Here is a 26,030-nt window from a genome sequence, read left to right on the forward strand (position 1 = left end):
GCTAGCTCCTACTCCGCCGCCGGGTGGACGAGGCCCTTCGGCGCGGGCGTCGCGGCTGTTGGCGCCGACCCGGCCGGTGCAGCATGCGCCGTGTCGTGGTCGGCATCCGCGCTGGGCACGATCAGCCGCTTGCCGAAACGCCAGATCAGCGCGCCCAGATCGTCCATCACCATGAACATCGCGGGCACGAAGACCAGCGACAGCACGGTCGAGAACAGGAGGCCGCCGATTACCGCGAGCGCCATCGGCGAGCGGAACTCGCCGCCGGCGCCGACCGCCAGCGCGCTCGGCATCATGCCGGCCGCCATCGCGATCGTCGTCATCACGATCGGGCGCGCGCGCTTCATGCCGGCGTCGATCATCGCCTCCTCGCGCCGCTTGCCGGCATGGATCGCCTCGATGGCGAATTCCACCAGCATGATCGCGTTCTTGGTGACGATGCCCATCAGCATCAAAATGCCGATCCACACCGGGGTGGTGAGCTGCTTGCCTGTCACCAGCAGCGCGGCGATGGCGCCGCCGATCGACAGCGGCAGCGAGAACAGGATGGTGATCGGCTGCAGGAAGGTGCCGAACAGCAGCACCAGCACGGCATAGACCATCATCAGGCCCGCGGTGATCGCAGTGGCAAAGCCCTCCGACAGTTCGTTGAGGCTCTCGGCGTCGCCGGACGGCGAGACCCTCACGCCCTTCGGCAGGCTCTTCATGACCGGCAGTTCGTAGATCTTCTTGGTGGCATCGCCGAGCGCCGCGGAGCCGACGAGGTCGGCGGCGACGGTGGCTTGCCGCTCGCGATCGTAGCGGCTGATGCTGGTCGGGCCCTGGTCGAGCTTGACGTCGGCGATGACCGAGAGCGGCACGCCGCCCTTCTCGCCGTGCTCGCCGAGCGGCACGCGCAACTGCTCGATCGTCTTCAGATTGCCGCGCGCGGCGTCCTCGAGCTGGACGCGGATCGGCACCAGGCGGTCGCCGACGTCGAACTTTGCAAGCGCCGGACCGACGTCGCCGATGGTCGCGACGCGGATGGTCTGCGACAGGCCTTCGGTCGAGACGCCGAGCCGCGCGGCGAGATCGGCGCGCGGCTGGATGCGCAGCTCGGGCCGCTCCAGCGCGGTTTCCGAGATCACGTTGGAGATGGTCGGAATCCGCTTCATCTGCGTCGCGAGCTCGCTGGCGACGTTGTTGACGATGTTGGCGTCCACACCGGTCACGACCAGCGAGATTGCGCGCAGGCCGTTCTCGTCGAGGAACCAGAAACGGATGTCGGGGACGTTCTCCAGCTCCTGGCTGATCGAGAATTCGAGCTCGCGCTGGGTGATCTTGCGGTCGTGCTTCGGCGTGTAGTTGATGATCAGGGCGGCGCGGCGCACCTCCTGCGTCCCGGGCGGGACGCGGCCGCCGTCGACGAAGATGCTTTTCACCTCGGAGCGCTTGCGCAGTTGCGCGACGATGTCCTCGGTGACCTTTTCGGTGTAGGCGAGCTGGGTGCCGGGCGGCAGCTCGATCGCAAGCAGCGAGCGCGCGCTGTCCTGCGCCGGCAGGAAGCCCTGCGGCAGCAGCGTGATGCTCCAGATCGAGGCGGCGAAGACGCCGAGGCCGATCAGCACGGTGATGAAATAGTGCCTGACCGACCACGCCACGATGCGGTGGTAGGTCCGCAGCACGCGGCCCGGCGGCGGCTCCTCATGCGTATGGTGTTTGAGGAAATAGGCCGCCAGCACCGGTGTGACGAACCGCGCCGCGAGCAGCGAGAAGAACACCTGCACCGACACCGTGATGCCGAACTGCTTGAAGAACTGTCCGGCAATGCCCGACATGAAGCTCGCGGGCGCGAAGATCGCGATGATGGTCAGCGAGATCGCGATCACAGCAAGGCCGATTTCGTCGGCGGCCTCGAGCGCAGCACGGTAGGGCGATTTGCCCATGTTCATGTGCCGCACGATATTCTCGATCTCGACGATGGCATCGTCGACCAGGATGCCTGTCGATAGCGTGATGGCGAGGAAGCTGACGAGGTTGAGCGAGAAGCCGAGGAGGTCCATCGCCCAGAAGGCCGGGAAGATCGACAGCGGCAGCGAGATCGCAGCGATGATGGTGGCGCGCAAATCGCGCAGGAACAACAGCACGATCACGACCGCGAGGATGGCGCCCTCGAACAGGGTCGAGATCGCCGCTTCGTAATTGCCCTTGGTGTATTCGACCGAGGTGTCGATCAGCTTCAGGTCGACGTCGGGATAGGCCGCCTTCAGCGCATCGATGCGCTTCTGCACGGCGGCCGCGACCACCACGTCGCTGGCGCCCTTGGAGCGCTTGATGCCGAGCGCGACCACCGGCTCGCCGTTGAAGCGGGCGAAGGTGCGGCGGTCCGCGATGGTGTCGGTGACGGTGCCGAGGTCGTCGAGCCGCACCTCGCCGCCGCCGAACAGCGGGATCATGGTGCCGGCGAGGTCGCTCAGCGTCTTGGCGCCGGCCAGCGTCCGGATCGCCTGGTCGTTCTTGCCGATTTCGGCGCGGCCGCCGGCGACGTCGACATTGGTGCCGCGCAGGCTCTGGCTGACATTGACGGCGGTCAGCCCCATCGCCTGCAGCCGATCCGGATCGAGCGAGACCAGAATCTCGCGCTCGACACCGCCGATGCGCTCGACCTGGGCAACGCCGCGCACGCCCTGCAGCGCGCGCTTGACCACGTCGTCGACGAAGTAGGAGAGCTGCTCCGGCGTCTTGCCGGGCGAGATCGCGGCGTAGGTGACGATCGGCAGGCCGATCACGTCGACGCGCTGGATCAGCGGCTCGGTGACGTTCTGCGGCAGGTTGGAGCGCACGCGCGTGACGGCGTCCTTGACGTCGTTGAGCGCGCGATCGGTGTTGGTCTCGAGCGCGAACTGGATCGTGGTCAGCGACAGACCGTCTGTTATCGACGAGGTGATGTGCCGGACGCCTTCGACGCCGGAGACCGCGTCTTCGATGGTCTTGGTGACCTGGGATTCAAGCTCCGCAGGCGCGGCGCCGAATTGCGAGACCGCAACCGAGATCACGGGGATGTCGGCCGAGGGCAGCCGCGTCACCGCGAGCTTGGTGAAGGAGACCCAGCCGAGGATCAGCAGGATGATTGAAAAGACGACGGAAGGCAGGGGATTGCGGATCGACCATGCCGAGATATTGAGAGCCATCAGCGTACCCGCGATCGATCGATTTCATCGGCGAAGACAGTCTTGATCTGGTCGCCATCGTGCAGCGAAGAGCCGGCATCGGCCACGACGATTTCGCCGACGTCGAGCCCTTCCAGGATTTCCGTTGAGCTGTCAGACGTCAGCCCGACCCGCACCCGGCGCGTCTCGACCGTGTTTCCTTTGACCACCTGGATGGTGAGATGGTCAATGGCGGTCTTGGGAACCGCGACGCCGCAGCTCCGCTTGGCGTCGATCGAGGCGCGGGCGAACATGCCGACCTTCAACGAGGGATTGTTGGTGACCGTGATCCGCACGCGGCCGAGCTGCGTCGAGCGGTCGATCTCCGGCGAAACCAGCCGCACTCGCCCGATCAGATCGGGCGCGTCGTCACGGCTGATGCGGACGGTCGCGCCGGTATTGAGCTTGGACATGTGAACCGCCGGCACCTGCGCATCGAGCTCGATCTCGTTGTTGACGGCGATGCGGAACATCGGGCCGGCCTGCGGCGAGGCAGGAGCGCCGACGATGGTCCGGACTTCGGTGATGAGCCCGGGAGCCGAGGCTTTCAGCGAGATCGGACCCTGCGGGCCCGGCCGCTGCGGCTGTCCCGGCATTTGCGGCGGCGGGCTCAGCCGCGCCAGCTCCTGATTCTCGGTGACGACCGTGCCTTCTGAAACGAAGAGGTCGGTGACCCGCGAGCCTTCCTGGTCGGCAGAGACCACGGCCTCGCGGCGCGGCACGAAGAAGCCGGTCACCCGCACCAGGTCCGAGAAGCACGCATTGGTCGATTTCGTCACGACCACGAGCGCCTCGCCAGGCGTTTCCTTCGCCTCGGGGCGATGGCGGTTCTCGAACCAGTAATAACCGACGCCGAGTACGACGACGAACAGCACGGTTCCCGCAGGCTTGAGATATTCGGAGATGTTCATCGCCGGATCATCCTGGCCTGGTTCGCCGATGCCGGGACAAAGCCTGCGGACATCGCCAAAAGAGATTCCCTGAAACGAAGCTGCGTCCCGCAAGGGGGCGGGACGCATCGTGGAACTGCCAATTTACACAACATCACGACCGGTCACTTGAGCAATTGTGTCGCGGTCACTTCGATGCGGTGGTCTTGTTTTCCATGTTGACGACTTGCACGCGTCGGTTGGCCTCGGCCATCGGCTGGCTCGGATCCTTCAGCTTGCTCTTGCCGTAGCCGACGGTGACGAGGTCGGAGGCGGGGATGCTGTACTTGTCGATCAGATAGCGCTTGATCGAATCCGCCCGGCGCTCCGAAAGATCCTGATTATAGGTCTCGCCGCCCGCGGCGTCGGTATGGCCGGCGACGACGAAGGTCGAGCCCTTGAGATCGGGATTGGTCAGGGCGCGGCCGAGCGCCTGCACCGACGGCATCGACTTGGCACTGATGTTGGCCGAGTTGTAGTCGAAGGTGATCTCGAGATCGATATTCGGCTTGTCCTTGGCGGCGGTCGCGATTTCCTCACGCTCGACGGCCGAGAGCGAGCGCGTCGAACGGCCGCGGACGGACTGGATAAGCTTGGTCTCCGCCGCACTCGGGGCCGGCTCGGTTTGCGGGCCGATCGACAGGCCGCGGGTCAGGGGCTTCTTCGCCGGCGGGGCCAATGCCCTCACGATCTCGTCTTCGGAGACGTTCTTGGTCTTTTCGTCACCCGCGAATGCGCCCGACGGCGGCAGCATCAGCGCCGCGCCGATCGTCATGACAGAGAGGATCGCGGTAAAACCCTTTGCGGAAAATGTCATTCCCAGTCCCTCCTGCGCTGCCCGCGCGGTTCCAAAATTCCTGCAACAGGGCCCCGGACGGGCCAGGCGGCATCCTTCCGTTTGGTCTTCGCTGACCCCGCCTGGGTTCGAGCCGCGGCGGCCCCATTTCAAAAAAATATCAACGTACTCCGTAACTTGCGAATTCCTGGACGATGTTCGGGTCCATCGCCTTGGCGTTCGCAATATCGAGCGCGCCTTCGGAGGCCGAGCCGTTGCGCTGCTTGGCGATACCCCGCCCGTAGAGCGAGGAGGTCAAGCGCGGGTTGATCTTCAAGGCGGCGTCGAAATCGGCGATGGCGTTCTTCACCGCCCCGGATTTGAGGTTCACCAGGCCGCGGCTGTCGAGCGCGTCGACGAAGTTCGGGCGCAGCCGCAGCGCCTCGTTGCAGTCCTTCAGCGCACCCTGGAGGTCGCCGATCACGGTCCGGGTCCAGCAACGGTTGTTCAGGGCCTCGACGTCCTTCGGATTGATCCGCAGCGTGTCGTCAAAATCCTTGATGGCGAGGTTGTAGGCGCCCTTGCTGGCATAGACCTGACCGCGCCGGTACAGCGCGTTCACGTCGTCCGGATTGGAGGCGATCTTGGCCGTCAGGCTCTTGATGGTCGGGTCGTCAGCCAGCGCGGCGGTATCCACCGGCGCGCTCGGGCTGGTGCCGGTATCGGCCGGCTTCACCGGCGGGGGCGGCGGCGGAAGGGCGGCCTCGATCTGCGGCCTCGGCGTGGGTGACGGCGCAGGTGCAGGTGCAGGCGCAGGCGAGGGTGCAACGCTGACTTCCGGCGGCTTCGGCAGCGGCGGCGGTGCCGGCGGAGCGGGAGGCGGCGCAGGGGGCGGGTTGTTGGCGACGACCGCAGGCGGTGCAGGCGGCTGCGGCGCGGGCGCTGGCGTCGTTGCCGGCGGCGTCACATTGGTCGCCGTGGGGCGTGAGGTGTGGGCGCCCGGGATGAAGGAGAAGTCCTCCGCCAGCGAGGAGGACAGCCACGGCACCTGCTCGTTACGCGAGGCGCGGGTCACGCCCATCTTGGTGCGATTGAGCGTTTCCTCGGCCATCAGGTCGGGGACGCGGATTTCCTTCAGCAGTTCCTGCACGAACAGGCTGTGGTCGCCGCCGGTATCCGAGATCACCGAGGCGAGCGCGGCCGAATACATCACCAGCGTGCCGTTCGGCGCGATGACCGGCGCCAGCCCTGCCGAGTAGCTGCGGAAGCGCCGCTCGAACGGGTTGCGCCTTGAGGCATCGATCAGCGCGATCTTGACGCCGGCGCCACGCGTATTGATCTCGCCCAGCACGGTTTCGAGGCTGAAACCGTCTCGGCGCACGTCGGATTCGGTCCAGATCTGCGCATCGACCGGGATCATGTAGCTCTGGCGCGCCGACTGGATGCCGAAGCCGCTGAAAAACACCAGCGCGACCGAGCCCGGCTTGACCTTGCCATAGAGCTTGTCGAAGGCGCGGCGCATGCCGTCGCCGGTCAGGTTCTCGCCGATGTCGACGGTAAAACCATCGCGCTTGAGCTCGTCGGCGACGTCGCGGGCGTCGTTGAGTGGTTCCTTCAGCGGCGTATCGGCATCCGGATATTTGGCGTTGCCGATCACCAGCGCAAAACGGTCGCCGGCGGCGACGGATGGCGCGGTCGGGATGACCGAAAGCATGAGGGGCAAAAGCAGAAGGAAGCGAATTTTCATACCAGCGCGGTCCAGCCAAAAAGGCGCCGATCCAGCTTGCGCCGCGGCGACCTTAACTTACGCAATTTGCATTATCAAACCGGGGGCGGGGGCGCGTCAACCGCTTGGAGAACCGGCATTATCGCGACAATTGATCGCGACGAGGGGGCTTTGCATGAGGAGAATATTTCGCGTGTCACGGCTTCACTCGATCAAGATCCGTCCGGCGCCAAGGATGGCTCCGAGGCCGGCTCCAGAACCTCATAAGGCAGCTCTTGGGACCAAAATGTGATTGGTCTCACAGTCATCGCAAATGGATCGAGCGCTGGCGGCGTTTGACCTTTGCGACCGGCGATGGCTTGGTTCGCCGGATCGATCCTCAAGGCCGTCCTGAGAAGAAAAAGGTCAACAATGGGAAACGTCTACGAAATCTACGCGCTCCGTTACGCGACGATGTCGCCGCGCACGCCCAACATGAACTTCCTGTCGCCCGATCCGCACGAGACGACGGCGCAGGACCTGGACTACTTCGTCTGGCTGATCCGGGGACAGGGCCGCGATATCCTGGTCGATACCGGCTTCAACGCCGAGGAGGCCTCCTTACGCGCCCGCAAGCTGACGCTCAATCCGGTCGATGCGCTGGAGCGGTTCGGCGTGTCGGCGTCAGCGATTCGCGACATCATCGTGACACATCTGCATTACGATCACGCCGGCAATCTCGATCGCTTTCCGAACGCGCGTTTCCATCTCCAGGAGCGCGAGATGGCCTACGCGACCGGACGCTGCATGTGCAACGGCCTGCTGCGACATCCATTCTCGGTCGAACACGTCACGCTGATGGTGCGTCACGTCTATGGCGAGCGCGTCAGCTTCTATTCCGGCGACGGCGAGGTTGCACCCGGCGTGACGGTGCACCGCGTCGGCGGCCATTCCGACGGCTTGCAGGTGGTACGGGTCGAGACCGCGCGCGGGCCTGTCGTGCTGGCGTCCGATGCCGCGCACTACTACGCGAACCTGCAACGCAAAAGCCCGTTCCCGATCGTCTACAATGTCGGCGACATGGCAGTGGGTTGGGAGACGATCGAGCGTCTCGCCGGCCATCCCGACCGCTTCATCCCCGGCCATGATCCGCTCGTCACCGAGATCTATCCGCGCGCCAGCGACAAGGTCGATGCCTGGGCGCTGCATCTGGCGCCGTCGCGCTCGTTTGCGAAGTGATGGAAGCGAGCTCGGGCGTGTACCAAAAACCCTAACGTCTTCGGACATGTTCAACTTCCGAGACGGGCGGCGGGAGTTGTGTCAGCGAGTGCTGGAAGGATCCCCACAAGCAACGATATCGCGAGGAGATTTTCGACCCGCTATCTCCGGCGGAGAGAATACCGCCAGGTATCCTCCATCCCCTGCGAGCTTAGATGTGGTGACCTCGCGATAGCCGACGGCGGTCAATTCGCAGCGCAAGAGCTCAATTGGCGTGCCATGCTTCGACGTCGGAAGCTCAAGGTCGACAATTCCGACCCGCGCACCCTGCTTCAAGGCGGGCGCGAGATTGTAGAGGAAGGCATAGGGTTGGGCTATCTCGTGATACATGTGCACGAGGATTGCGGCATCCAGCGAGGAAGCGGGCAGGCGCGGGTCGTGTGGTTCGCCGAGCGCGAATTGCACGTTCGTCAACTTCAGACGTTCTGTTCGCCTGGCGAGCTCGATGAGGTAATCCCGCGTGACGTCCTGTGCTACGACAGAGCCGGCGGGTCCGACGAGGCGCGAGAGCCTGACCGTGTGGTAGCCACTGCCTGCACCAATGTCGCCGACTGTCATGCCTGGTTTCAATTCAAGAACACGTGCGATCTGACCGGCCTCATTGAGGGCGTCGCGGCGCTCTTCGGCGGAGCGGCGTGGGCTGACAATCCCTGCAACAGGGCGCTGCGGTGAGGGAAACTCGTTTGCAGCGACTCCGGGGGGAGCCAGATAACCTATGTCAGTGGCGTATGCGCGAGTTGCGGCAATTACCACAAGGAGCGTCGCTGCATGGGCCAGTGCCGTCACGGGCCTACCAAGCTTTCCCAGCCGGTTTAGGCGCAGTCGTCCAGGTTTTGTGAGCTTCAAATGCGGGCCCACCGTCATGTCAACGAGGTTCAATGTAGCAGGCAACTCCATCCGTGCGCCTCGCGCTTGCGCCCGCCAATCGCACCATAAGCCGACGTCTGCGCCCTCATGAGCACACGCCCTAATACGCCTGCTTCGCGTCCGCCTCTTCGCTGGTCTGGATCAGGTCGAGGCTCTGCTCGATCTTGCCGAGCAGCGCGGAAAACTGCTTGCGCTCCTGCGCCGTTAGGCAGGCGAGGATCTCGTCCTCCCGCCGCAACAATTGCGGAAAAAGTTCTTCGTAGAGCGCGCGGCCCTTCCTGGTCAGTTGCAGGCGGAATTCGCGGCGGTCGGCTTCGTTCTCGACGCGCTCGATCAATCCCTTGTGCAACAGCAGCGTCACGGCACGGCTGATCGTCGATTTGTGCGTGCGGGTGCATTGCGAGATGAACTGCGCACTGCAGGCGTCATTGCGGAAGCCGAGCGTGGCGAGCACGCGCCAGGCCGGAATGTCGAGCCCGTGGCGCTCCTGATATTCGGTCGAGAGCGCGGAACTCACCTCCGCCGCCAGCCGGTTCAGGCGGAACGGCACGAATTTGAACAGATCGAGCCGCGCCTTTGCCGTGCTCGAAGGCGATTTGGGCGCAGCTTCCTGCTGCTCGGCAGAGCGCGCTCTCAGCGCGGTGTCGCTTGATGTCTTGCCCAAGAAAAATAACTCCGAATTCCAGTTGACGCGCGGCGGCGGCCGGGCCAAGATAGTTGCACGTGAGACTATCTAGCAGATCAGGTCTCCCCTGACCAGAGCCGAGGTTAGCGCATGGCGCAGGCAAAAACCCAGTTCGGCTACCGCCGTCACCCCGATCAGGACCGCCCAGGCGCCAATCCGGCCGAGCATGCGGTCGTGGTGGTGGGGGCGGGGCCGGTCGGATTGTCGCTCGCGATCGACCTCGCGCAGCGCGGCCAGCGCGTCGTGCTGCTCGACGACGCCGACCGCATCGGCGAAGGCTCGCGCGCGATCTGCTTCTCAAAACGTTCGCTGGAATATTGGGACCGGCTCGGCGTCGGCGACCGCATGGTCGAGAAGGGCGTGGTGTGGAGCGTCGGCCGCATCTTTCACGGCGAGTCCCAGCTCTACCAGTTCAACCTGCTGCCTGAGGACGGCCACAAGCGGCCGGCCTTCATCAACCTCCAGCAATATTACGCCGAAGCCTATCTGGTCGATCGCATCACCGATTTGCCCGGCATCGATCTGCGCTGGCGCAACAAGGTGAGCGCGCTGGAACAACGCAACGACTCCGTCGTGCTGACGATCGATACGCCGGAAGGCGCTTATCGCCTGCACGCGCAATACGTCATTGCCTGCGACGGTGCGCGCTCCTCGCTGCGGCAGATGGTCGGCGCGGAATTCGCGGGCCAGGTGTTCGAGGACCAGTTTTTGATCGCCGACGTCAAGATGACGGCGGAATTTCCCACCGAGCGCTGGTTCTGGTTCGATCCGCCCTTCCATGCCGGGCGTTCGGCGCTGCTGCACAAGCAGCCCGACGACGTCTGGCGCATCGACCTGCAGCTCAACCGTTATGCGGATCCCGCCGTCGAGAAGCAGCCGGAAAACGTGCGGCCGCGGATTGCGCGCATGCTCGGGCACGACAAGTTCGAGTTCGAGTGGATCTCGCTGTACAAATTCCAGTGCCGGCGGATGGATCGCTTCCTTCACGGCCGTGTGGTCTTTGCCGGAGACTCCGCGCATCAGGTGTCGCCGTTCGGCGCACGCGGCGCCAATTCCGGACTGGAGGACGCGGAGAATTTGTCCTGGAAGCTCGATCGCGTCTTGCGCGGCCAGTCGCCGGCGAGCCTGCTCGAGAGCTATCACGTCGAGCGCAGCATGGCGGCCGACGAGAACATCCGCGAATCCACCCGTTCGACCGATTTCATGGCGCCGAACTCGCATCAGGAGGCGCGGCTGCGCAAGGCGGTGCTATCGCTCGCCAAGGAAACCGAGTTCGGCAAGCGCATGGTCAATGGCGGCCGGCTTTCGGTGCCCTGCAGCTACGACACGCCGCTGTCCTCGGCCGATACAGATGCATGGGGCGGTGGCCCGCGGCCCGGCTGTTCCATGCTCGACGCGCCGGTCGCGCCACGCGGGGGCGAGACGGCCTATCTCACCGATACGTTCCGCCAGGGCGGAACGGATTTTACCCTGCTCGGGTTTGGCAATGGAGCGGCGATCGATGTGCCTGATGGCGTCAAGGAGATCCGCATCGGCGGCGCGGACGGTTTTGGCGATGCGGCCGGCCCGATTGCGAAACGCTACGACGCCGCACCCGGCAGCGCCTATCTGCTGCGGCCCGACGGCTATGTGGCGGCGCGCTTTCGCCATCCCACGCGCGAGGCGATCGCGGCGGCGCTGTCGCGGGCGCAAGGTCTGAACTGAAGGGTTTGCCGATGGCTCTTTCCACCAGCTCGAACTTCGCGCGGCCCGATGACGCCTTTCGCGCCATCGTCGAGGCGCATCGCGGCCTCACGGAGGAGCAAAGTGCTGATTTCGACGCAGCGCTGGTCCTGATCCTCGCCAATCATATCGGCGACATCGACGTGCTGCGCGAGGCGATCGATCTCGCGCGCAGGCGCATGGTCGACGGCCAGCAGCAACAGCAGCAACAACAATAGCAAGACTCAAAGGAACTGATGATGGCGAAGAACTTCGCGTCCACCGGCGATCTCTCGGAAAAGAAGATCACCTTCGCCGAGATCGGCACCGATCTCTATGCCTTCACCGCCGAGGGCGATCCCAACACGGCCGTGATCGTCGGCGACGACGGCTGCCTCGTGTTCGACGCGCAGGCGACGCCCGCGATGGCGGGCAAGGTGATCGAGCGCGTCCGCACCGTGACCGACAAGCCGATCAAATATGTCGTGCTCTCGCACTATCACGCCGTGCGCGTGTTAGGGGCCTCCGCCTACAAGGCGCAGGGCATCGTCGCTTCGCAGGAGACCTATCGTCTCATCGAGGAGCGCGGCAAGCAGGATTGGGATTCCGAATATGGCCGCTTCCCGCGCCTGTTCCAGGACGCCCAGAGCATTCCCGGGCTGACCTGGCCGACGCTGACCTTTGAAGGCGAGATGTCGATCTATCTGGGCAAACGCGAGGTGCGTTTGATGCAGCTCGGGGCCGGCCACACCTCCGGCGACATCGTCGCCTGGGTGCCGGATGCGCAGGTGATGTTCTCCGGCGACCTCATCGAATATCACTCGGCCTGCTATTGCGGCGACGCGCATTTGCGCGAATGGCCGCTGACGCTGGACGAGATCCGCAACTTCAATCCCAAGGCGATCGCGCCGGGTCGCGGCGATGCGCTGAAGGGCCTGGCGACCGGCCGCGAGGCCATCGCGATGACGCGCGATTTCGTCACCTCCCTTTATGGCGCGGCAGAGATGTCCGTCGCCAAGGGCCGCACGCTGAAGGAATCGATGGCGGCGACGCGCGAGGTGATGGATCCGAAATTCCATAGCTTTGCCATCTATGAGCACTGCCTGCCGTTCAACGTGTCGCGCGCCTTCGACGAAGCATCCGGAATCGACGATCCCGTGATCTGGACCGACAAGCGCGACCAGGAAATGTGGGCCGCTCTGCAAGGAGGAGGATAGTCATGAACATCAACACCTCGCCTGATCAGATCGTTCGCTCTACCGCTCAGGTGACGCCGGGCTACATGTCCGGCTTCGGCAACTCCTTTGAGACCGAGGCGCTGCCCGGAGCGCTGCCGATCGGGCGCAACTCGCCGCAGCGTTGCGCCTACGGGCTCTATGCCGAGCAATTGTCCGGCTCGCCCTTCACCGCGCCGCGCGGCACCAATGAGCGTTCCTGGCTCTACCGCATCCGTCCCTCGGTGAAGCATTCGGGGCGCTTCACCAAGGTCGATGCCGGCCTCTGGCGCTCTGCGCCGTGCCATGAGAACGACCTGCCGATCGCGCAACTGCGCTGGGACCCGACGCCGATCCCGACGGAGCAGATTACATTCGTCCAGGGCGTGCAGACCATGACGACGGCGGGTGACGTCAATACCCAGGCCGGCATGGCGGCGCATGTCTATCTCATCACCAAATCGATGGAGAACCAGCACTTTTACAATGCCGACGGCGAGCTGATGTTCGTGCTGCAGCAGGGCAACTTGCGCCTCGTCACCGAGTTCGGCCGCATCGACGCCGAGCCCGGTGAGATCGTGGTGATCCCGCGCGGCGTCAAATTCCGTGTCGAGCTCTTGAACGGCCCGGCGCGCGGCTATCTCTGCGAAAATTATGGCGGCGCCTTCACGCTGCCGGAGCGCGGGCCGATCGGCGCCAACTGCCTTGCCAATGCGCGCGACTTCCTGACGCCGGTCGCCTCTTACGAGGACAAGGACACGCCGACCGAGCTGTTCGTGAAATGGGGCGGCTCGCTGTTCAAGACCACGTTGCCGCATTCGCCGATCGACGTCGTCGCCTGGCACGGCAACTATGCGCCCTACAAATACGATCTGCGCAGCTTCTCGCCGGTCGGCGCGATCGGCTTCGATCATCCCGATCCCTCGATCTTCACCGTGCTGACCTCGCCGTCGGAAACGGCGGGCACCGCGAATATCGACTTCGTCATCTTCCCCGAGCGCTGGATGGTCGCCGACAACACCTTCCGGCCGCCCTGGTATCACATGAACATCATGAGCGAGTTCATGGGGCTCATTTACGGCGTCTACGACGCCAAGCCGCAAGGCTTTGTCCCCGGCGGTATGAGCCTGCACAATTGCATGCTGCCGCACGGCCCCGACCGCGACGCTTTCGACCACGCCAGCAATGGCGAATTGAAGCCGGTCAAGCTCACGGGCACCATGGCCTTCATGTTCGAGACCCGCTACCCGCAGCGCGTCACTGCGCATGCCGCGAGTTCCGCGACGTTGCAGGATGACTATGCGGATTGCTGGAAGGGTCTCGAAAAACGGTTCGACCCGAACAAGCCGTGACGCTCTCTTACCCTCCCCTGGAGGGGGAGGGTCGCTCGCGCAAGCGAGCGGGGTGGGGTGATCTCTCAACACGGGCAGCGTTCGATGTGGAGAGACCTTCACCCCACCCCGTCTCATATTTCGCTGCGCTCAATATGAGCCGACCCTCCCCCTCCAGGGGAGGGTGAAGATGCCGGCACCACTTGCGGCTACATCCGAGAAACCAATGCCCCATCCCAACGACTCATCCCTCCGCTCCTTCATCGACGTCGATCCCGCCTCCGACTTCCCGATCCAGAACCTGCCCTATGGCGTGTTCTCGACCGCGGCCAATCCGACACAGCGGGTCGGCGTCGCGATCGGCAATTATGTGCTCGATCTCTGGGAGCTCGAGCAGGATTCCCGGCTCGATGTCGGGCCACTCGGCGTGTTCTCCGCGCCGTCGCTTAATCCGTTCATGGCGCTCGGGCCAAAGGTCTGGGCAAAGACGCGGGCGCGGATCAGCGAGCTCTTGCGATCAGATCATCCGGAGCTGCGCGACAACAAGGAATTGCGCGACCGCGCGCTGGTGCCGATGACTGAGGTGACGCTGCATATGCCGGTGCAGGTCTCCGGCTATACCGACTTCTATTCGTCCAAAGAGCACGCCACCAATGTCGGCGTGATGTTCCGCGGCAAGGACAACGCGCTGCAGCCGAACTGGCTCTATATGCCGATCGGCTATAACGGCCGCGCCTCCACGGTCGTGGTGTCGGGCACCAAAGTGAAACGCCCGCGCGGACAGTTGAAGCCGCCGACGGCTGACGTGCCGAGCTTTGCGCCCTGCAGGCGGCTCGATTTCGAACTGGAGATGGGCGTTGTGGTTGGCCAAGCCGCGCCGATGGGCGGGATGCTGACCGAGCAACAGGCCGAGGAGATGATTTTTGGCTTCGTGCTGCTCAACGACTGGAGCGCGCGCGACATCCAGCAATGGGAATATGTGCCGCTGGGGCCGTTCCTCGCAAAGGCGTTTGCGACCTCGATCAGCCCGTGGATCGTCACCCGCGAAGCGCTGGAGCCGTTCCGCCTGCAGGGGCCCGAACAGAGCCCGGCGCCGCTCGATTATCTCAAGCAGGACAAGCCGCAGAATTACAGCGTCGAGCTCGACGTCGCCTTGCGCGCCGCCGGCGCGAATGCGCCTGCAAGCATCAGCCGCACCAATTTCAAGTACATGTACTGGTCCTCGGTGCAGCAATTGATGCACCACGCCTCCGGCGGCTGCGCGATGAATGTCGGCGATCTCCTCGGCAGCGGCACCATCTCCGGTCCCGAGAAGGATCAACGCGGCAGCCTCTTGGAGATAAGCTGGAACGGCACCGAGCCCGTCGAATTGCCCGGCGGCACGAAACGCTCGTTCCTGGAGGACGGCGATTCGCTCGTCATGCGCGGCTGGTGCCAGGGCGACGGCTATCGCGTCGGTTTTGGCGAGGTCGAGGGAACGATTTTGCCGGCGGAATAGGGGACTGGAGGAGTGACGCAACGCTCCGTCCACATTCTCCGTCATTGCGAGCGCAGCGAAGCAATCCAGAATCTTTCCGCGGAGACAGTCTGGATTGCTTCGCTGCGCTCGCAATGACGATGTGGAGGCAGCTTACCGCATCTCCGGCGGTACCTCGCGGACCCTCGCGCAATGCGTCGCGACGTCCTCGACGCTGTACTTCAAATGCACCCGCTTGTCCGAGGGCACGTGCTTCGTCACGCACACGCCGGGCCGCCACTCCCGCGTGGGCCGAATCGGGCGCGGGGCGAAGCCGCCGCCGCAGTTCGGGCAGACGTTGGAGAGTTTTGTCTCGACGCAGTCCGCACAGAACGTGCATTCATAGGAGCAGATCCGCGCATTCGTTGCGTTCGGCGGCAGGTCGCAATCGCAATATTCGCAGTTCGGCCGCAGTTGCAGCGCCATGTCGAACACCTCGCTTCGGGAACCCATCATCGCAGATCGCGCCTTTGGCGCGAACGGCATATTTCCCTCGATTTCAGCCAGGCCCAAGCTGCGCTTGTCCGGAACGACAGCGGTGGTTGGGTTACTTCCCTGCCTTCCACGCTTTCGTCACCGCACCGATCTCCGCCGCCTCCGGCTCGCGGATCGCCGACACCGTCCGTGAGAAGCGCGGCGCGGGAGCGGGCTGCTTGACGCCGTGGCGCTCAACGAAAACCTTGCGCGCGACCATATGCGGATGCTCCGTCGCTTCCGACATCGTCAGCACCGGTGCGAAGCAGATGTCGGTGCCTTCCATGATCTTGCACCAGTCCTCGCGCGTCTTGCTCTTGAAGACGGCCTTCAGCTTCTCCTTCAATGCGGGCCAGGCCTTGCGATCCATTTGCGCGTCGAAATCGGCATCCGAGAGGCCGGCATGCTGACGCAACAGCGCATAAAACTGCGGCTCGATCGAGCCGATCGAGATGAAGTGGCCGCAGGCGCATTCGTAGACGCCGTAGAAATGCGCGCCGCCGTCGAGGAAATTCTGGTCGCGGCCTTCGGCCCAGCGACCCATCGCGGTCATGTCGAAGAAGAACGACATCAGCGACGCCGCGCCGTCGCACATCGCGGTGTCGACGACCTGGCCCTTGCCGGATTTTTGCGCTTCCAAAAGTGCGGCAAGCACTCCGACGACGAGATAGAGCGCGCCGCCGCCGAAATCGCCGACCAGGTTGAGCGGCGGCACCGGCGCATCCTTCGTGCCGATCGCGGCCAGCGCGCCGGTGATGGAGATGTAGTTGATGTCATGGCCGGCGGCATTCGCGAGCGGGCCTTCCTGGCCCCAGCCGGTCATCCGGCCGTAGACCAGCTTTGGGTTGCGTGCGAGCACGACGTCAGGCCCGAGCCCGAGCCGCTCCATCACGCCCGGACGAAAACCTTCGATCAGCGCGTCCGCATTGGCGAGCAAATCGAGTACGTCAGCGATCGCCGCCTTGTCCTTCAGGTCGAGCTCGACCACCTTGCGGCCGCGGCCCGCAACCGACTTCATGCTCTTCTTCGCGCCGACGCGATCGAGCGTGACGACCTCGGCGCCCATGTCGGCGAGCAGCATGCAGGCGAACGGGCCCGGACCAATGCCGGCGAACTCGACGATGCGAAAACCTGAGAGCGGGCCGGAGGCGCGAACGGAGGATCCTTGAGCTGGTTTATCGAGCACGGTTCTTGTTTCCTCGCGAGTTAATTGCTCGATTAACTTTTCCCGCCTTGATCCCCGAGAGGCAAGCGCTTTCGTGCCGCACACGACAAAAAAAGCGGCGCGCATTTCTGCGCGCCGCGGAAAATTTGTGTTGAGGCGCTATTAGCCCGCAGCAGTGACCGCGCGCGCCGCCATCACCTTGATGAGATTGGCGCGGTAGTCGGACGAGCCGTGGATGTCGGACAGCAGGCCGCTCGCGGGAATCGAGACGCCGTCGACCGCCGATGCCGACCAGTTCGCCTTCAAGGCGTTTTCGAGCGCCGCAACCCGCATCACGCCGCTCTGCGACGCGCCGGTCACCGCGACGCGGACGTCACCCGCCTTGGTCTTGGCGACGAACACGCCGGTCAGCGCGAAGCGCGAGGCCGGATGCGGGAACTTTGCGTAGCCCGCCTTCGCCGGAACCGGGAACGAGACCGCGGTGATGATCTCGCCGTCCTCGAGCGCCGTCGTGAACAGGCCCTTGAAGTAGTCGTCCGCGGCAATCGTGCGCTTGTTGGTTTTGAGCGTCGCGCCCAGCGCCAGCACCGCTGCCGGATAATCCGCGGCCGGATCGTTGTTGGCGAGCGAGCCGCCGATCGTGCCGCGATAGCGAACGGCGGGATCGCCGATCAGCGAGGCCAGATAAGCGAGCGCAGGGATCGCCTGCTTCGCGGCATCGCTGGTCGCGACGTCATAGTGCGGCGTGGCGGCCTTGACGGTCAGTGTGTCGCCGGCGGCCTCAATGCCGATCAACTCCTTGATCTTGGCAAGGTCGATCACGTCGGAGGGGCTGGCGAGCCGCTGCTTCATGACCGGCAGCAGCGTCTGGCCGCCGGACAGATACTTTGCCTCGCTGCCCTTGGCGAAGAGGGAGGCGGCCTCGTCCACCGAGGAGGCACGATGATAAGTGGTCTGGTACATCTTGTTGCTCCTGAAATCTTTTCTCTGTCATTCCGGGCTGCGCCGCAGGCGCAGACCCGGAATCTCGAGGTTGAATTCGTAGCTCCAGATTCCGGGTTCGACGCTTCGCGTCGCCCCGGAATGACGATGGTTGGGCTCTTAAGCCGCGTGGATCGTGCGCCACACCCGATCGGGGGTTGCGGGCATTTCCAGATTGTTCTTGCCGATCGCGTCCGTGATCGCGTTGATCACGGCCGCGGAAGCGCCGATCGCGCCGGCCTCGCCGCAACCCTTGATGCCCAGGGGATTGCCCGGGCAGAGCGTCGTGGTGTGGCTGAGCTTGAACGACGGCAGATCGTCGGCGCGCGGCATGGTGTAATCCATGAACGACGCGGTGACCGGCTGGCCGTTGGCATCATAGACGGCGTGCTCGAGCAACGCCTGCCCGATGCCCTGGGCAAGGCCGCCATGGACCTGGCCTTCGACGATCATCGGGTTGATCAGCCGGCCAAAATCGTCGGCCGCGACGAAGTTGACGAAGGTGGTCTTGCCGGTGCCGGGATCGACCTCGAGCTCGCAGATATAGGCGCCGGCCGGGAAGGTGAAGTTGGAGGGGTCGTAGAAGGCGCTTTCCTTCAGGCCCGGCTCCATCCCGTCAGGCAAATTATGCGCGGTGTAGGCCGCGAGTGCGACCATCGGCAGTGCGATGGCCTTGTCGGTGCCCGTCACCTTGAACTCGCCGTTCTCGATGACGATGTCGGCTTCGGAAGCCTCCAGCGCATGCGCTGCGATCTTCTTGGCCTTGGCCTCCATCTTCTCCATGGCTTTGAGGATCGCGGTGAGACCGACAGCCGCCGAGCGCGAGCCGTAGGTGCCCATGCCGAACTGCACCTTGTCGGTGTCGCCATGGACGATCGAAACCTGGCTGATGGGAACGCCCAGCCGATCCGCGACGAGCTGGCAGAACGTCGTCTCGTGACCCTGGCCGTGGCTGTGCGAGCCCGTGAGGATCTCGATCGTGCCGACCGGGTTGACGCGTACTTCGGCCGACTCCCACAGGCCAACGCCGGCGCCCAGGCTGCCGACCGCCTTCGACGGCGCGATGCCGCAGGCCTCGATGTAGCAGGACACGCCGATGCCGCGCAGCTTGCCTGCGGCTTTCGCCTGCGCCTTGCGGCTAGCGAAGCCCGCATAGTCGATCGCCTTCATCGCCGCGTCGAGCGAGGCGTTAAAGTCGCCGATGTCATAGGCCATGATGACGGGCGTCTGATGCGGGAACTGGGTGATGAAGTTCGTCTTGCGTAGCGCGGCCGGATCGACCTTCAACTGCCGCGCCGCCGTCTCCATCATCCGCTCGATCAGGTAGCTCGCCTCGGGCCGGCCAGCGCCGCGATAGGCATCGACCGGGGTGGTGTTGGTGTAGACGCCGATCACCTCGGCATGGATCGCCGGGATGTCGTACTGGCCCGACAGCAGCGTCGCGTAGAGATAGGTCGGCACCGCCGAGGAGAACAGCGACATGTAGGCGCCGAAATTGGCGTAGGTCTTCACCCTGAAGCCGAGGATCTTGTTGCTGGCGTCGAACGCCATCTCGGCATGGGTGACGTGGTCACGGCCGTGCGCGTCGGTGAGGAAGGCTTCGGTGCGGTCGCCGGTCCACTTCACCGGGCGGCCAACCTTCTTGGAGGCCCACAGCGCCACCATCTCTTCCGGATAGATGTAGATTTTTGAGCCGAAACCGCCGCCGACGTCGGGCGCGATCACGCGCAGCTTGTGCTCGGGCGCGATGTTGTAGAACGCCGACAGCACGAGGCGGGCGACGTGCGGATTCTGTGAGGTCGTGTAGAGTGTGTAGTGCTCTTCCGCTGTGTCGTAGTCGGCAAGCGCCGAGCGCGGCTCCATCGGGTTCGGCGCGAGGCGGTTGTTGGTGACATCCATCTTCACCACATTCGCCGCCTTGGCGAAGGCGTCGTTCACCGCGTTCTCGTCACCGATCACCCAGTCATAGACCTGGTTGCCAGGCGCTTCGGGATGCAGTTGCGGCGCGCCGGCCTTGATCGCGGCGTTGACGTCCGCCACCGCCGGAAGTTCCTCGTAATCGACGACGACGGCCTCGGCGGCGTCGCGCGCCAGATTCTTGCTCTCGGCGATCACGACCGCGACGGCCTGTCCGACGAAGCGCACCGTCTCCGGCGCCATCGCCGGCCATGCGCCCATCTTCATCGGGCTGCCGTCCTTGGAGGTGATGGCCCAGCCGCAGATGAGGTTGCCGACCTTGTCGTCGACGATCTCCTTGCCAGTGAGCACCGCGACCACGCCCGGCAACTTCAGCGCGGCGGAGGAATCGATCCCCTTCACCTTGGCATGCGCATGCGGGCTGCGGATGAAATGGGCATAGGTCATGCCCGGCAGTTTGATGTCGTCGACGTACCGGCCCTTGCCGGTAATGAAACGCTTGTCTTCCTTGCGCACGACGCTTGCGCCAATGCCTTCAACACCCATGTCCTGTCCTCCCGACCGGAATTTGTTTGACCGCGCTTTCCATCGAAAGCAGCAGTGGTTGTTCGATTAGGCGTGCAGCGGCCTACTCGGCCGCCTGAGAGACCTTCATGCGGCCGGCCGCATCCAGCACCGCCTTGACGATGTTGTGGTAGCCGGTGCAGCGGCAGATATTGCCTTCGAGCTCGTGGCGGACGGTGGCTTCGTCGAGCTGGCCGCCATGGCGGTGCACGATGTCGATCGCCGACATGATCATGCCCGGCGTGCAATAGCCGCACTGCAGGCCGTGATTGTCGCGGAACGCCGCCTGCATCGGATGCAGCTCGTCGCCCTTGGCGATGCCTTCGATCGTGGTGATGCTGGAGCCGTTGGCTTGCCCTGCGAGCGTGGTGCAGGACTTCACCGCGCGGCCGTCGATATGCACGACGCAGGCGCCGCACTGGCTGGTGTCGCAGCCGACATGGGTGCCGGTGAGGTTGAGGTGATCGCGCAGGAGATGGACCAGCAGCGTGCGGTCCTCGACATCGACTGAGACGGCCTTGCCGTTCACTGTCAGTTTGACTGTAGACACGTGAATACCCTCCCGAATGTTTGTAGTTATTCCAATTAGAAACAGCGCAACGGAACTTTGCAACTGGGATTTTGCGCGCCATGGCGCCGCAAAGGGCGTCACGGAAAAGTCATCAAGATCGCTGCCGCGGCGTTGAGCCAGGCAGCACATCTCTGCGTCGCCGCCAGCGGATGGTGCGACCTGCACGATGTCTGCGAAATGAAATAGGCGTCTCGTCTGCAGCGGCGTGTTTGCTTGCGACCATGCGAGGCCGTTCGCCCTCGACGTCAGTCCTGCTGCGCGTCGTCTCCCTCAAGATGTGTTCGTTGTTGCGACGAATAGGAACACGACGTTGAGGCTTTGTAATCGCGATCTTGGTAGTAGGCGGATTAGCAGCTAAGTCATTGATTTTCTTCATGACGAGCCGCGCGCCGAGCACCTGGGCCGACTTGCCGCACTGCATGCAGGCGCTTCGGCCGCGCGGCATACGCCCTCCTGAGTCTAGTACTTCCTGGCGATTGTCTGTCGCGCCGAACCAACCTAACGGACCATACAAACAACAGCGGAGGGTGGAAGCGATGCAGATGATCGACAGCCAACGTATTCCGGCATCGAAGGCCAAGGTGTGGGCCGCGCTCAACGACCCTGATATCCTCAAGCGCTGCATTCCCGGCTGCCAGTCGCTCGATATGGCGTCGCCGACCGAGATGACCGCCACGGTCGTGCTGAAGGTCGGTCCGGTCAAGGCGACCTTCAACGGCAAGGTGACGCTGACCGATATCGACGCGCCCAACTCCTATCGCATCATCGGCGAAGGCGCCGGCGGCGTTGCGGGTTTTGCCAAGGGTGGCGCCAAGGTGAGGCTCGAGGAGGAAACGCCCGACATCACCATCCTGCATTACGAGACCGAAGCGCAGATCGGCGGCAAGCTCGCGCAGCTCGGTTCGCGGCTGATCGACTCGACCTCCAGGAAACTCGCGGCGAACTTCTTTGAGAATTTTGCCGCCGTCGTCGCGCCCGCATCCTGATTCTCTTGCACGCGCCGCGCGCTTTTCGCGTGGGACGATCGGATTGCTGCACGAGAATGCCGCAATCCGATCGCGCAGCTTTACGCTGCAAACGAGCGGCAAGATGCAAGCGACGACAACGACATGTGCCGCAAATTCCGACGATGATTTGCACTACTACCTTCCGCCTATACTAAGCGCGCGAACGCGATGCTGTAATTTTCACGATGCTCGCAGTCGAACTGCGCATCGCTAAGCACAAAGCGCATCAGCGCCCAACGCGGCGCGGCAAACAACATCGCGGAGGGAATATGACCTTAGGCACCAAGGGATTTTTGGCCGGCATTTCGATGATCGCCATGCTGGCGGCCGGCACGGTTGGCGTTCGCGCCAACGATTCAGTACTCAAAGCACAATCCGACGCGAACCAATGGGCGGTTGCCGGTCACGACTACGGCAACACGCGCTTCAGCTCGCTCAACCAGATCAACACCGAGAACGCGGGTAAGTTGTCGCTCGCCTATTCGTTCTCGCTGGCCTCGCTGCGTTCGAACGAATCCTCGCCGATCGTCATCGGCAACACGCTCTACGTCTCGAGCTCCTGGGGGCCGAAATACGTCTACGCGCTCGACGCCGCGACGGGCGCGCGCAAATGGACCTACGAGCCGGATATCCCGGACGACGTGCTGCAATACGCCTGCTGCGACGTGAACAATCGCGGCGTCTCCTACGCCGACGGCAAGATCTTCGTCGGCCGCCTCGACGGCAAGCTGACGGCGCTCGATGCCGCGACCGGCAAGTCGCTGTGGACGGCGAAGGTGGTCGACTACAAGCAGGGCTCGGTGATCACCTCGCCGCCGGTGGTCGTGCGCGACAAGGTCATCACCGGCTTCGGTGGCGGCGAGTATGGCGTGCGCGGCGCGCTGCTCGCCTTCGACATCAACACCGGCAAGCAGCTCTGGCAGACCTATACCGTGCCGGCACCGGACGAGCCCGGTGGCGACACCTGGAAGGGCGATTCGGCGCAGCATGGCGGCGGCGCGGCCTGGCTGGTCGGCTCCTACGATCCCAAGACCGACACGGTCTATTGGGGCACCAGCAATCCGGGCCCGTGGAACACTGCGGTGCGTTCGACCGGCGACGGCAATTTCGGCAAGCTGACCAACCTCTACACCGCGTCCACGCTGGCGCTCGATCCGAACACCGGCAAGATCAAGTGGCACATCCAGACCACGCCGGCCGACGCCTGGGACTATGACGGCGTCAACGAAGCCGTGCTCGCCGATCTCAAGATCGGCGGCAACACCGTTCCGACGCTGATGAAGGCGGATCGCAACGGCTTCTTCTTCGTCGCCAACCGCGAGACCGGCAAGGTGCTGTCGGCCGAGAAGTACGTCTTCTCCAACTGGGCGAAGAAGTTCGACCTCGCCACCATGCGCGCGGAAGAGGATCCCGACAAGCGTCCCGGCCCGGGCCATCCCGCCAAGGACATCTGCCCGAACCTGATCGGCGGCAAGAACTGGCAGCCGATGTCGTTCAACCCGCAGACCGGTCTGGTCTACATCCCGTCCAACAATGTCTGCATGGACTGGTCGGTCGGCGACGTCACCTACAAGCGCGGCGTGTTCTATCTCGGCGCCGAATTCCCGACCAAGGAAGGTCCGGGCGGCTTCCTCGGCGAGCTCGTGGCGTGGGATCCGGTGAACCAGAAGAAGGTCTGGTCCATCAAGGAAGACCTGCCGTTCAACGGCGGCACGCTCACCACCGGCGGCGGCCTGGTCTTTGCAGGCAACATCCATGGCGACTTCCGTGCCATCGACGCCAAGTCCGGCAAGGTGCTCTGGAGCAAGAACCTCGGCTCCGGCATCGGCGCGGGTCCGGTGACCTATCAGGTGGACGGCAAGCAATACGTCGCCATCGTCGTCGGCCGTACCGCTGCGCTGCCCGCGTTCCTGGGCGAGGTAGGAAAGAAGATGACGGCCGCAGCTCCCGAGGGCGGTTCGCTCTTCGTGTTCTCCGTCCAGTGACAACTGCGCGCGTATCCTACCTGACATTCGGGATACGCGCGCTTTTTTCCAGAGCTTATCGTTGCGGCGCCGGCAGGAGCCTTGCGCCGCAGCAGTACCCCAACCATTCCCAACTAGGGGAGATGAGGATGCGTGCAAATCATTCTGGTACCGGCAAGCGACATGACGGCCGTTTCGCTATTGGTTGTGCCATTGCCGGCATCTCCGCGCTCGCGGCCGTCTCCGCACCGATCGCACCGGTGACGCAGGCTCGGGCCGACGAGGAACAGCCCTTCCGCCTCTGCGCCGATCCGACCAATCTCCCGTTCTCCAGCGATAGTCCCGCGCAGCCGGGCTTCTATGTCGAGATCGGTCAGGCCTTGGCGAAGGCGCTGGGCCGGCCGATCGCCTATGATTGGTACAAGTCCTATTTCGGCAAGCGCACCGTGCGCGTGACGCTGCTCGGCAAGCAATGTGACGCCATGATCGGCCTGCCGCGCTCCGACGATTTCATGGGGCCGGCCGTCATCTTCTCCAGCACCGTTGCCAAGGAAGGCTACGCGCTGGTGACGGCCAAAGACCGCGCGGTGGGTGGCGTCGACGATCTCCGCGGCAAGCGCGTCGCGGTGCAGTTCGCCAGCACGCCGCAAAATCTCTTGGCGAGCCGCGACGACATCGAGAAGGTTACGGTGCTGTCGCCCGAGGAAGGCATGAAGGCGCTCGACGCGGGCAAGGCCGATGTCGCTTTCATCTGGGGCCCGGTCGCGGGCTGGCTCAACACGACCGCCTATCAGGACCGCTACCGGATCCAGCTCACCGAAGGCGAGGGCCTGGCGTGGGACGCGGCCATCGGTTTTGCCAAAACGTCGACCGAGCTTCGCGACCGCGTCGACGCCGTGCTGCCGCAGCTTGCGCCCGTGATCGCCGATCTCGCGGTCAAATACGGCCTGCCGGCCGGTCAGCCGGTTCGCTTCGGTGCGGCGCAAGCGGCGCCATCAGGTGTGACGACGGGAAACGGGACCAAATTGGCGCAGGTCGCCAACGTGGTTGCGACCGAGACCAAGGGCGATGCATTGCCGAAGAACGCCGAGGCGGTCTCTAACGGCAAGGAAATCTTCAACGGCACCTGCGCGCATTGCCATGGGCCCGATGCCGTCCAGAGCGAACGCAAGATCGATCTGCGGCTGCTGCGTCATCGTTACGGCGACGACATGCACGACACCTACCTCAAGACCGTGCATGAGGGCCGTCCGGCCAAGGGCATGCCGGCCTGGAAGGAGGTCTTTACCGACGACCAGTTCGAGAACATCTACGCCTTCCTGATGACCGTCCAGGTCGAGTCCAACGACTGATGCGGTCATGACCGGACGGATGCGGGAAGATGTGATAACCTCCGTTCCGCATCGCCTCGGCGCGCATAGGGTGGACGCAGCGGGTGAGTTCCTGGAAGATGCCATGACCAGCTTCCTGATCATCGATGATCATCCGCTGTTTCGCGAGGCGCTCGGCAACGCCGTCCGCCTGGCGCTGCCGGAGGCGCAGATTTTCGAAGCCGTGTCGATCGAGGACGCCCTGCATATCCTTGCCTCCGAACAGGGCATCGACCTCGCGCTGCTCGACCTCTCGTTGCCGGATGCCGACGGGTTTTCAGGCTTCCTCCGGCTGCGCGAGACCTATCCGCGCATGCCCGTCGCGATCGTCTCCAGCGAGGAAGATCAGCACGTGGTCCGCGAGGCCTTAGCGCTGGGCGCCGCCGGCTATCTCCCCAAATCGACGTCCAAGCGCGAACTGGCGCAATCGATCGAGGGCGTGCTGAGCGGTTCGGTCTCGGTGCCGAAGGATTTTGTGGCGACGCCGGAGCGGCGCAAGGCCGCGAGCGCCAAGGCGCTGCAGGTCAAGCTTCGCGAGCTGACGCCGCAGCAGCTTCGCGTGCTGGATCTCTTGCGCCGCGGCTATCCGAACCGGCAGATCGCCCAGGAGCTGCAGCTCGCCGAATCCACGGTGAAGGCCCACATCACCGAGATCCTGCGCAAGCTCGGCCTGTTCAGCCGCAACAAGGCGGTGATCGAGATCGGCAAGATCGAACTGCCCGATCCCAGGAGCAGGTCCCACGCCCGGGTCGATCGCGGCACGCCGTAACGACCGCTCCCCATTTTTGATCTGAATCAAGCCGTCCCCGCACGGCTGATACATGCTAT

General features: G+C 64.1%; 21 protein-coding genes. 10 read left to right on the plus strand and 11 right to left on the minus strand.

Annotation, left to right across the window (positions count from 1 at the left end; genetic code table 11):
• Positions 1–8 precede the first annotated feature (8 nt).
• From KUF59_RS02420 to KUF59_RS02435, 4 genes are all read right to left on the minus strand, one after another.
• Complete coding sequence (locus KUF59_RS02420; RefSeq protein ID WP_258768123.1) at positions 9–3,170, minus strand: efflux RND transporter permease subunit; 3,162 nt, start codon at positions 3,168–3,170, stop codon at positions 9–11.
• Positions 3,170–4,099, minus strand: coding sequence for an efflux RND transporter periplasmic adaptor subunit (locus tag KUF59_RS02425; protein WP_212456082.1), 930 nt, complete (start codon positions 4,097–4,099; stop codon positions 3,170–3,172). The genes KUF59_RS02420 and KUF59_RS02425 overlap by 1 nt, the downstream gene beginning before the upstream one ends.
• A 166-nt stretch (positions 4,100–4,265) precedes the next feature.
• Positions 4,266–4,934, minus strand: a complete 669-nt coding sequence (locus KUF59_RS02430) for an OmpA family protein (RefSeq protein ID WP_212456081.1) — start codon at positions 4,932–4,934, stop codon at positions 4,266–4,268.
• A gap of 139 nt (positions 4,935–5,073) precedes the next feature.
• Positions 5,074–6,639, minus strand: coding sequence for a caspase family protein (locus KUF59_RS02435; protein ID WP_212456080.1), 1,566 nt, complete (start codon positions 6,637–6,639; stop codon positions 5,074–5,076).
• Between the two features lie 390 nt (positions 6,640–7,029).
• Here KUF59_RS02435 and KUF59_RS02440 point away from each other — a divergent pair, with 390 nt between their 5' ends.
• A complete protein-coding gene (locus KUF59_RS02440) occupies positions 7,030–7,836 on the plus strand; it encodes an N-acyl homoserine lactonase family protein (RefSeq protein WP_212456079.1) in 807 nt (268 codons plus the stop codon).
• 81 nt (positions 7,837–7,917) lie between these two features.
• Here the strand turns inward: KUF59_RS02440 and KUF59_RS02445 are convergent, their stop codons facing one another.
• Both KUF59_RS02445 and KUF59_RS02450 read right to left on the minus strand, forming a co-directional pair.
• On the minus strand, positions 7,918–8,661 hold the full coding sequence (locus tag KUF59_RS02445; protein WP_212456537.1) for a class I SAM-dependent methyltransferase: 744 nt from the start codon (positions 8,659–8,661) through the stop codon (positions 7,918–7,920).
• Between the two features lie 181 nt (positions 8,662–8,842).
• Positions 8,843–9,406, minus strand: coding sequence for a MarR family winged helix-turn-helix transcriptional regulator (locus tag KUF59_RS02450; RefSeq protein ID WP_212456077.1), 564 nt, complete (start codon positions 9,404–9,406; stop codon positions 8,843–8,845).
• A 111-nt stretch (positions 9,407–9,517) separates the two neighbouring features.
• On the opposite strand from KUF59_RS02450, the gene KUF59_RS02455 reads away from it, so the two are divergent.
• The 5 genes from KUF59_RS02455 to fahA all read left to right on the plus strand — a co-directional run bounded on the left by KUF59_RS02455 (position 9,518) and on the right by fahA (position 15,171).
• On the plus strand, positions 9,518–11,131 hold the full coding sequence (locus tag KUF59_RS02455) for an FAD-dependent oxidoreductase (RefSeq protein WP_258768124.1): 1,614 nt from the start codon (positions 9,518–9,520) through the stop codon (positions 11,129–11,131).
• Positions 11,132–11,142: 11 nt separating this feature from the next.
• The gene (locus KUF59_RS02460) at positions 11,143–11,367 is read left to right on the plus strand and encodes a DUF2783 domain-containing protein (RefSeq protein ID WP_212456074.1); all 225 of its coding nucleotides are present in this window, start codon (positions 11,143–11,145) and stop codon (positions 11,365–11,367) included.
• A 21-nt stretch (positions 11,368–11,388) separates the two neighbouring features.
• Positions 11,389–12,345 carry an MBL fold metallo-hydrolase gene (locus tag KUF59_RS02465; RefSeq protein WP_212456073.1) on the plus strand — a complete coding sequence of 319 codons (957 nt, stop codon included), beginning with the start codon at positions 11,389–11,391 and terminating at the stop codon, positions 12,343–12,345.
• 2 nt (positions 12,346–12,347) lie between these two features.
• On the plus strand, positions 12,348–13,694 hold the full coding sequence (hmgA, locus tag KUF59_RS02470) for a homogentisate 1,2-dioxygenase (RefSeq protein ID WP_212456072.1): 1,347 nt from the start codon (positions 12,348–12,350) through the stop codon (positions 13,692–13,694).
• 205 nt (positions 13,695–13,899) lie between these two features.
• Positions 13,900–15,171 carry a fumarylacetoacetase gene (fahA, locus tag KUF59_RS02475; protein WP_212456070.1) on the plus strand — a complete coding sequence of 424 codons (1,272 nt, stop codon included), beginning with the start codon at positions 13,900–13,902 and terminating at the stop codon, positions 15,169–15,171.
• Between the two features lie 132 nt (positions 15,172–15,303).
• Here the strand turns inward: fahA and KUF59_RS02480 are convergent, their stop codons facing one another.
• From KUF59_RS02480 to KUF59_RS02500, 5 genes are all read right to left on the minus strand, one after another.
• Complete coding sequence (locus KUF59_RS02480) at positions 15,304–15,615, minus strand: DUF1272 domain-containing protein (protein ID WP_212456536.1); 312 nt, start codon at positions 15,613–15,615, stop codon at positions 15,304–15,306.
• Between the two features lie 121 nt (positions 15,616–15,736).
• On the minus strand, positions 15,737–16,849 hold the full coding sequence (locus KUF59_RS02485) for a CaiB/BaiF CoA transferase family protein (RefSeq protein WP_212456069.1): 1,113 nt from the start codon (positions 16,847–16,849) through the stop codon (positions 15,737–15,739).
• A 141-nt stretch (positions 16,850–16,990) separates the two neighbouring features.
• On the minus strand, positions 16,991–17,791 hold the full coding sequence (locus KUF59_RS02490; protein WP_212456068.1) for an FAD binding domain-containing protein: 801 nt from the start codon (positions 17,789–17,791) through the stop codon (positions 16,991–16,993).
• Positions 17,792–17,929: 138 nt separating this feature from the next.
• On the minus strand, positions 17,930–20,272 hold the full coding sequence (locus tag KUF59_RS02495) for a xanthine dehydrogenase family protein molybdopterin-binding subunit (RefSeq protein WP_212456067.1): 2,343 nt from the start codon (positions 20,270–20,272) through the stop codon (positions 17,930–17,932).
• 82 nt (positions 20,273–20,354) lie between these two features.
• The gene (locus KUF59_RS02500) at positions 20,355–20,840 is read right to left on the minus strand and encodes a (2Fe-2S)-binding protein (RefSeq protein WP_212456066.1); all 486 of its coding nucleotides are present in this window, start codon (positions 20,838–20,840) and stop codon (positions 20,355–20,357) included.
• Positions 20,841–21,397: 557 nt separating this feature from the next.
• Here KUF59_RS02500 and KUF59_RS02505 point away from each other — a divergent pair.
• The 4 genes from KUF59_RS02505 to KUF59_RS02520 all read left to right on the plus strand — a co-directional run bounded on the left by KUF59_RS02505 (position 21,398) and on the right by KUF59_RS02520 (position 25,971).
• On the plus strand, positions 21,398–21,847 hold the full coding sequence (locus KUF59_RS02505) for an SRPBCC family protein (protein WP_212456064.1): 450 nt from the start codon (positions 21,398–21,400) through the stop codon (positions 21,845–21,847).
• A 290-nt stretch (positions 21,848–22,137) separates the two neighbouring features.
• Positions 22,138–23,853 carry a PQQ-dependent dehydrogenase, methanol/ethanol family gene (locus KUF59_RS02510; RefSeq protein ID WP_249140060.1) on the plus strand — a complete coding sequence of 572 codons (1,716 nt, stop codon included), beginning with the start codon at positions 22,138–22,140 and terminating at the stop codon, positions 23,851–23,853.
• A gap of 128 nt (positions 23,854–23,981) precedes the next feature.
• Positions 23,982–25,184 (plus strand): c-type cytochrome, encoded by a 1,203-nt coding sequence (locus KUF59_RS02515; RefSeq protein WP_309500920.1) that lies wholly within the window; start codon positions 23,982–23,984, stop codon positions 25,182–25,184.
• A 103-nt stretch (positions 25,185–25,287) separates the two neighbouring features.
• Positions 25,288–25,971: a response regulator gene (locus KUF59_RS02520; RefSeq protein WP_212456059.1), complete on the plus strand. Its 684-nt coding sequence runs from the start codon at positions 25,288–25,290 to the stop codon at positions 25,969–25,971.
• Positions 25,972–26,030: the final 59 nt, after the last annotated feature.

This window comes from Bradyrhizobium arachidis, assembly GCF_024758505.1.
Classification (GTDB): Bacteria; Pseudomonadota; Alphaproteobacteria; order Rhizobiales; family Xanthobacteraceae; genus Bradyrhizobium; species Bradyrhizobium manausense_C.

Excerpts from the sequence above, each read along its gene's own strand:
- KUF59_RS02510 (WP_249140060.1), top strand. The coding sequence starts at position 22,138 with ATGACCTTAGGCACCAAGGGATTTTTGGCCGGCATTTCGATGATCGCC.
- fahA (WP_212456070.1), top strand. The coding sequence starts at position 13,900 with ATGCCCCATCCCAACGACTCATCCCTCCGCTCCTTCATCGACGTCGAT.
- hmgA (WP_212456072.1), top strand. The coding sequence starts at position 12,348 with ATGAACATCAACACCTCGCCTGATCAGATCGTTCGCTCTACCGCTCAG.
- KUF59_RS02490 (WP_212456068.1), bottom strand. The coding sequence starts at position 17,791 with ATGTACCAGACCACTTATCATCGTGCCTCCTCGGTGGACGAGGCCGCC.
- KUF59_RS02430 (WP_212456081.1), bottom strand. The coding sequence starts at position 4,934 with ATGACATTTTCCGCAAAGGGTTTTACCGCGATCCTCTCTGTCATGACG.
- KUF59_RS02480 (WP_212456536.1), bottom strand. The coding sequence starts at position 15,615 with ATGGCGCTGCAACTGCGGCCGAACTGCGAATATTGCGATTGCGACCTG.
- KUF59_RS02520 (WP_212456059.1), top strand. The coding sequence starts at position 25,288 with ATGACCAGCTTCCTGATCATCGATGATCATCCGCTGTTTCGCGAGGCG.
- KUF59_RS02440 (WP_212456079.1), top strand. The coding sequence starts at position 7,030 with ATGGGAAACGTCTACGAAATCTACGCGCTCCGTTACGCGACGATGTCG.
- KUF59_RS02455 (WP_258768124.1), top strand. The coding sequence starts at position 9,518 with ATGGCGCAGGCAAAAACCCAGTTCGGCTACCGCCGTCACCCCGATCAG.
- KUF59_RS02505 (WP_212456064.1), top strand. The coding sequence starts at position 21,398 with ATGCAGATGATCGACAGCCAACGTATTCCGGCATCGAAGGCCAAGGTG.
- KUF59_RS02515 (WP_309500920.1), top strand. The coding sequence starts at position 23,982 with ATGCGTGCAAATCATTCTGGTACCGGCAAGCGACATGACGGCCGTTTC.
- KUF59_RS02435 (WP_212456080.1), bottom strand. The coding sequence starts at position 6,639 with ATGAAAATTCGCTTCCTTCTGCTTTTGCCCCTCATGCTTTCGGTCATC.
- KUF59_RS02465 (WP_212456073.1), top strand. The coding sequence starts at position 11,389 with ATGGCGAAGAACTTCGCGTCCACCGGCGATCTCTCGGAAAAGAAGATC.
- KUF59_RS02420 (WP_258768123.1), bottom strand. The coding sequence starts at position 3,170 with ATGGCTCTCAATATCTCGGCATGGTCGATCCGCAATCCCCTGCCTTCC.
- KUF59_RS02460 (WP_212456074.1), top strand. The coding sequence starts at position 11,143 with ATGGCTCTTTCCACCAGCTCGAACTTCGCGCGGCCCGATGACGCCTTT.
- KUF59_RS02425 (WP_212456082.1), bottom strand. The coding sequence starts at position 4,099 with ATGAACATCTCCGAATATCTCAAGCCTGCGGGAACCGTGCTGTTCGTC.
- KUF59_RS02495 (WP_212456067.1), bottom strand. The coding sequence starts at position 20,272 with ATGGGTGTTGAAGGCATTGGCGCAAGCGTCGTGCGCAAGGAAGACAAG.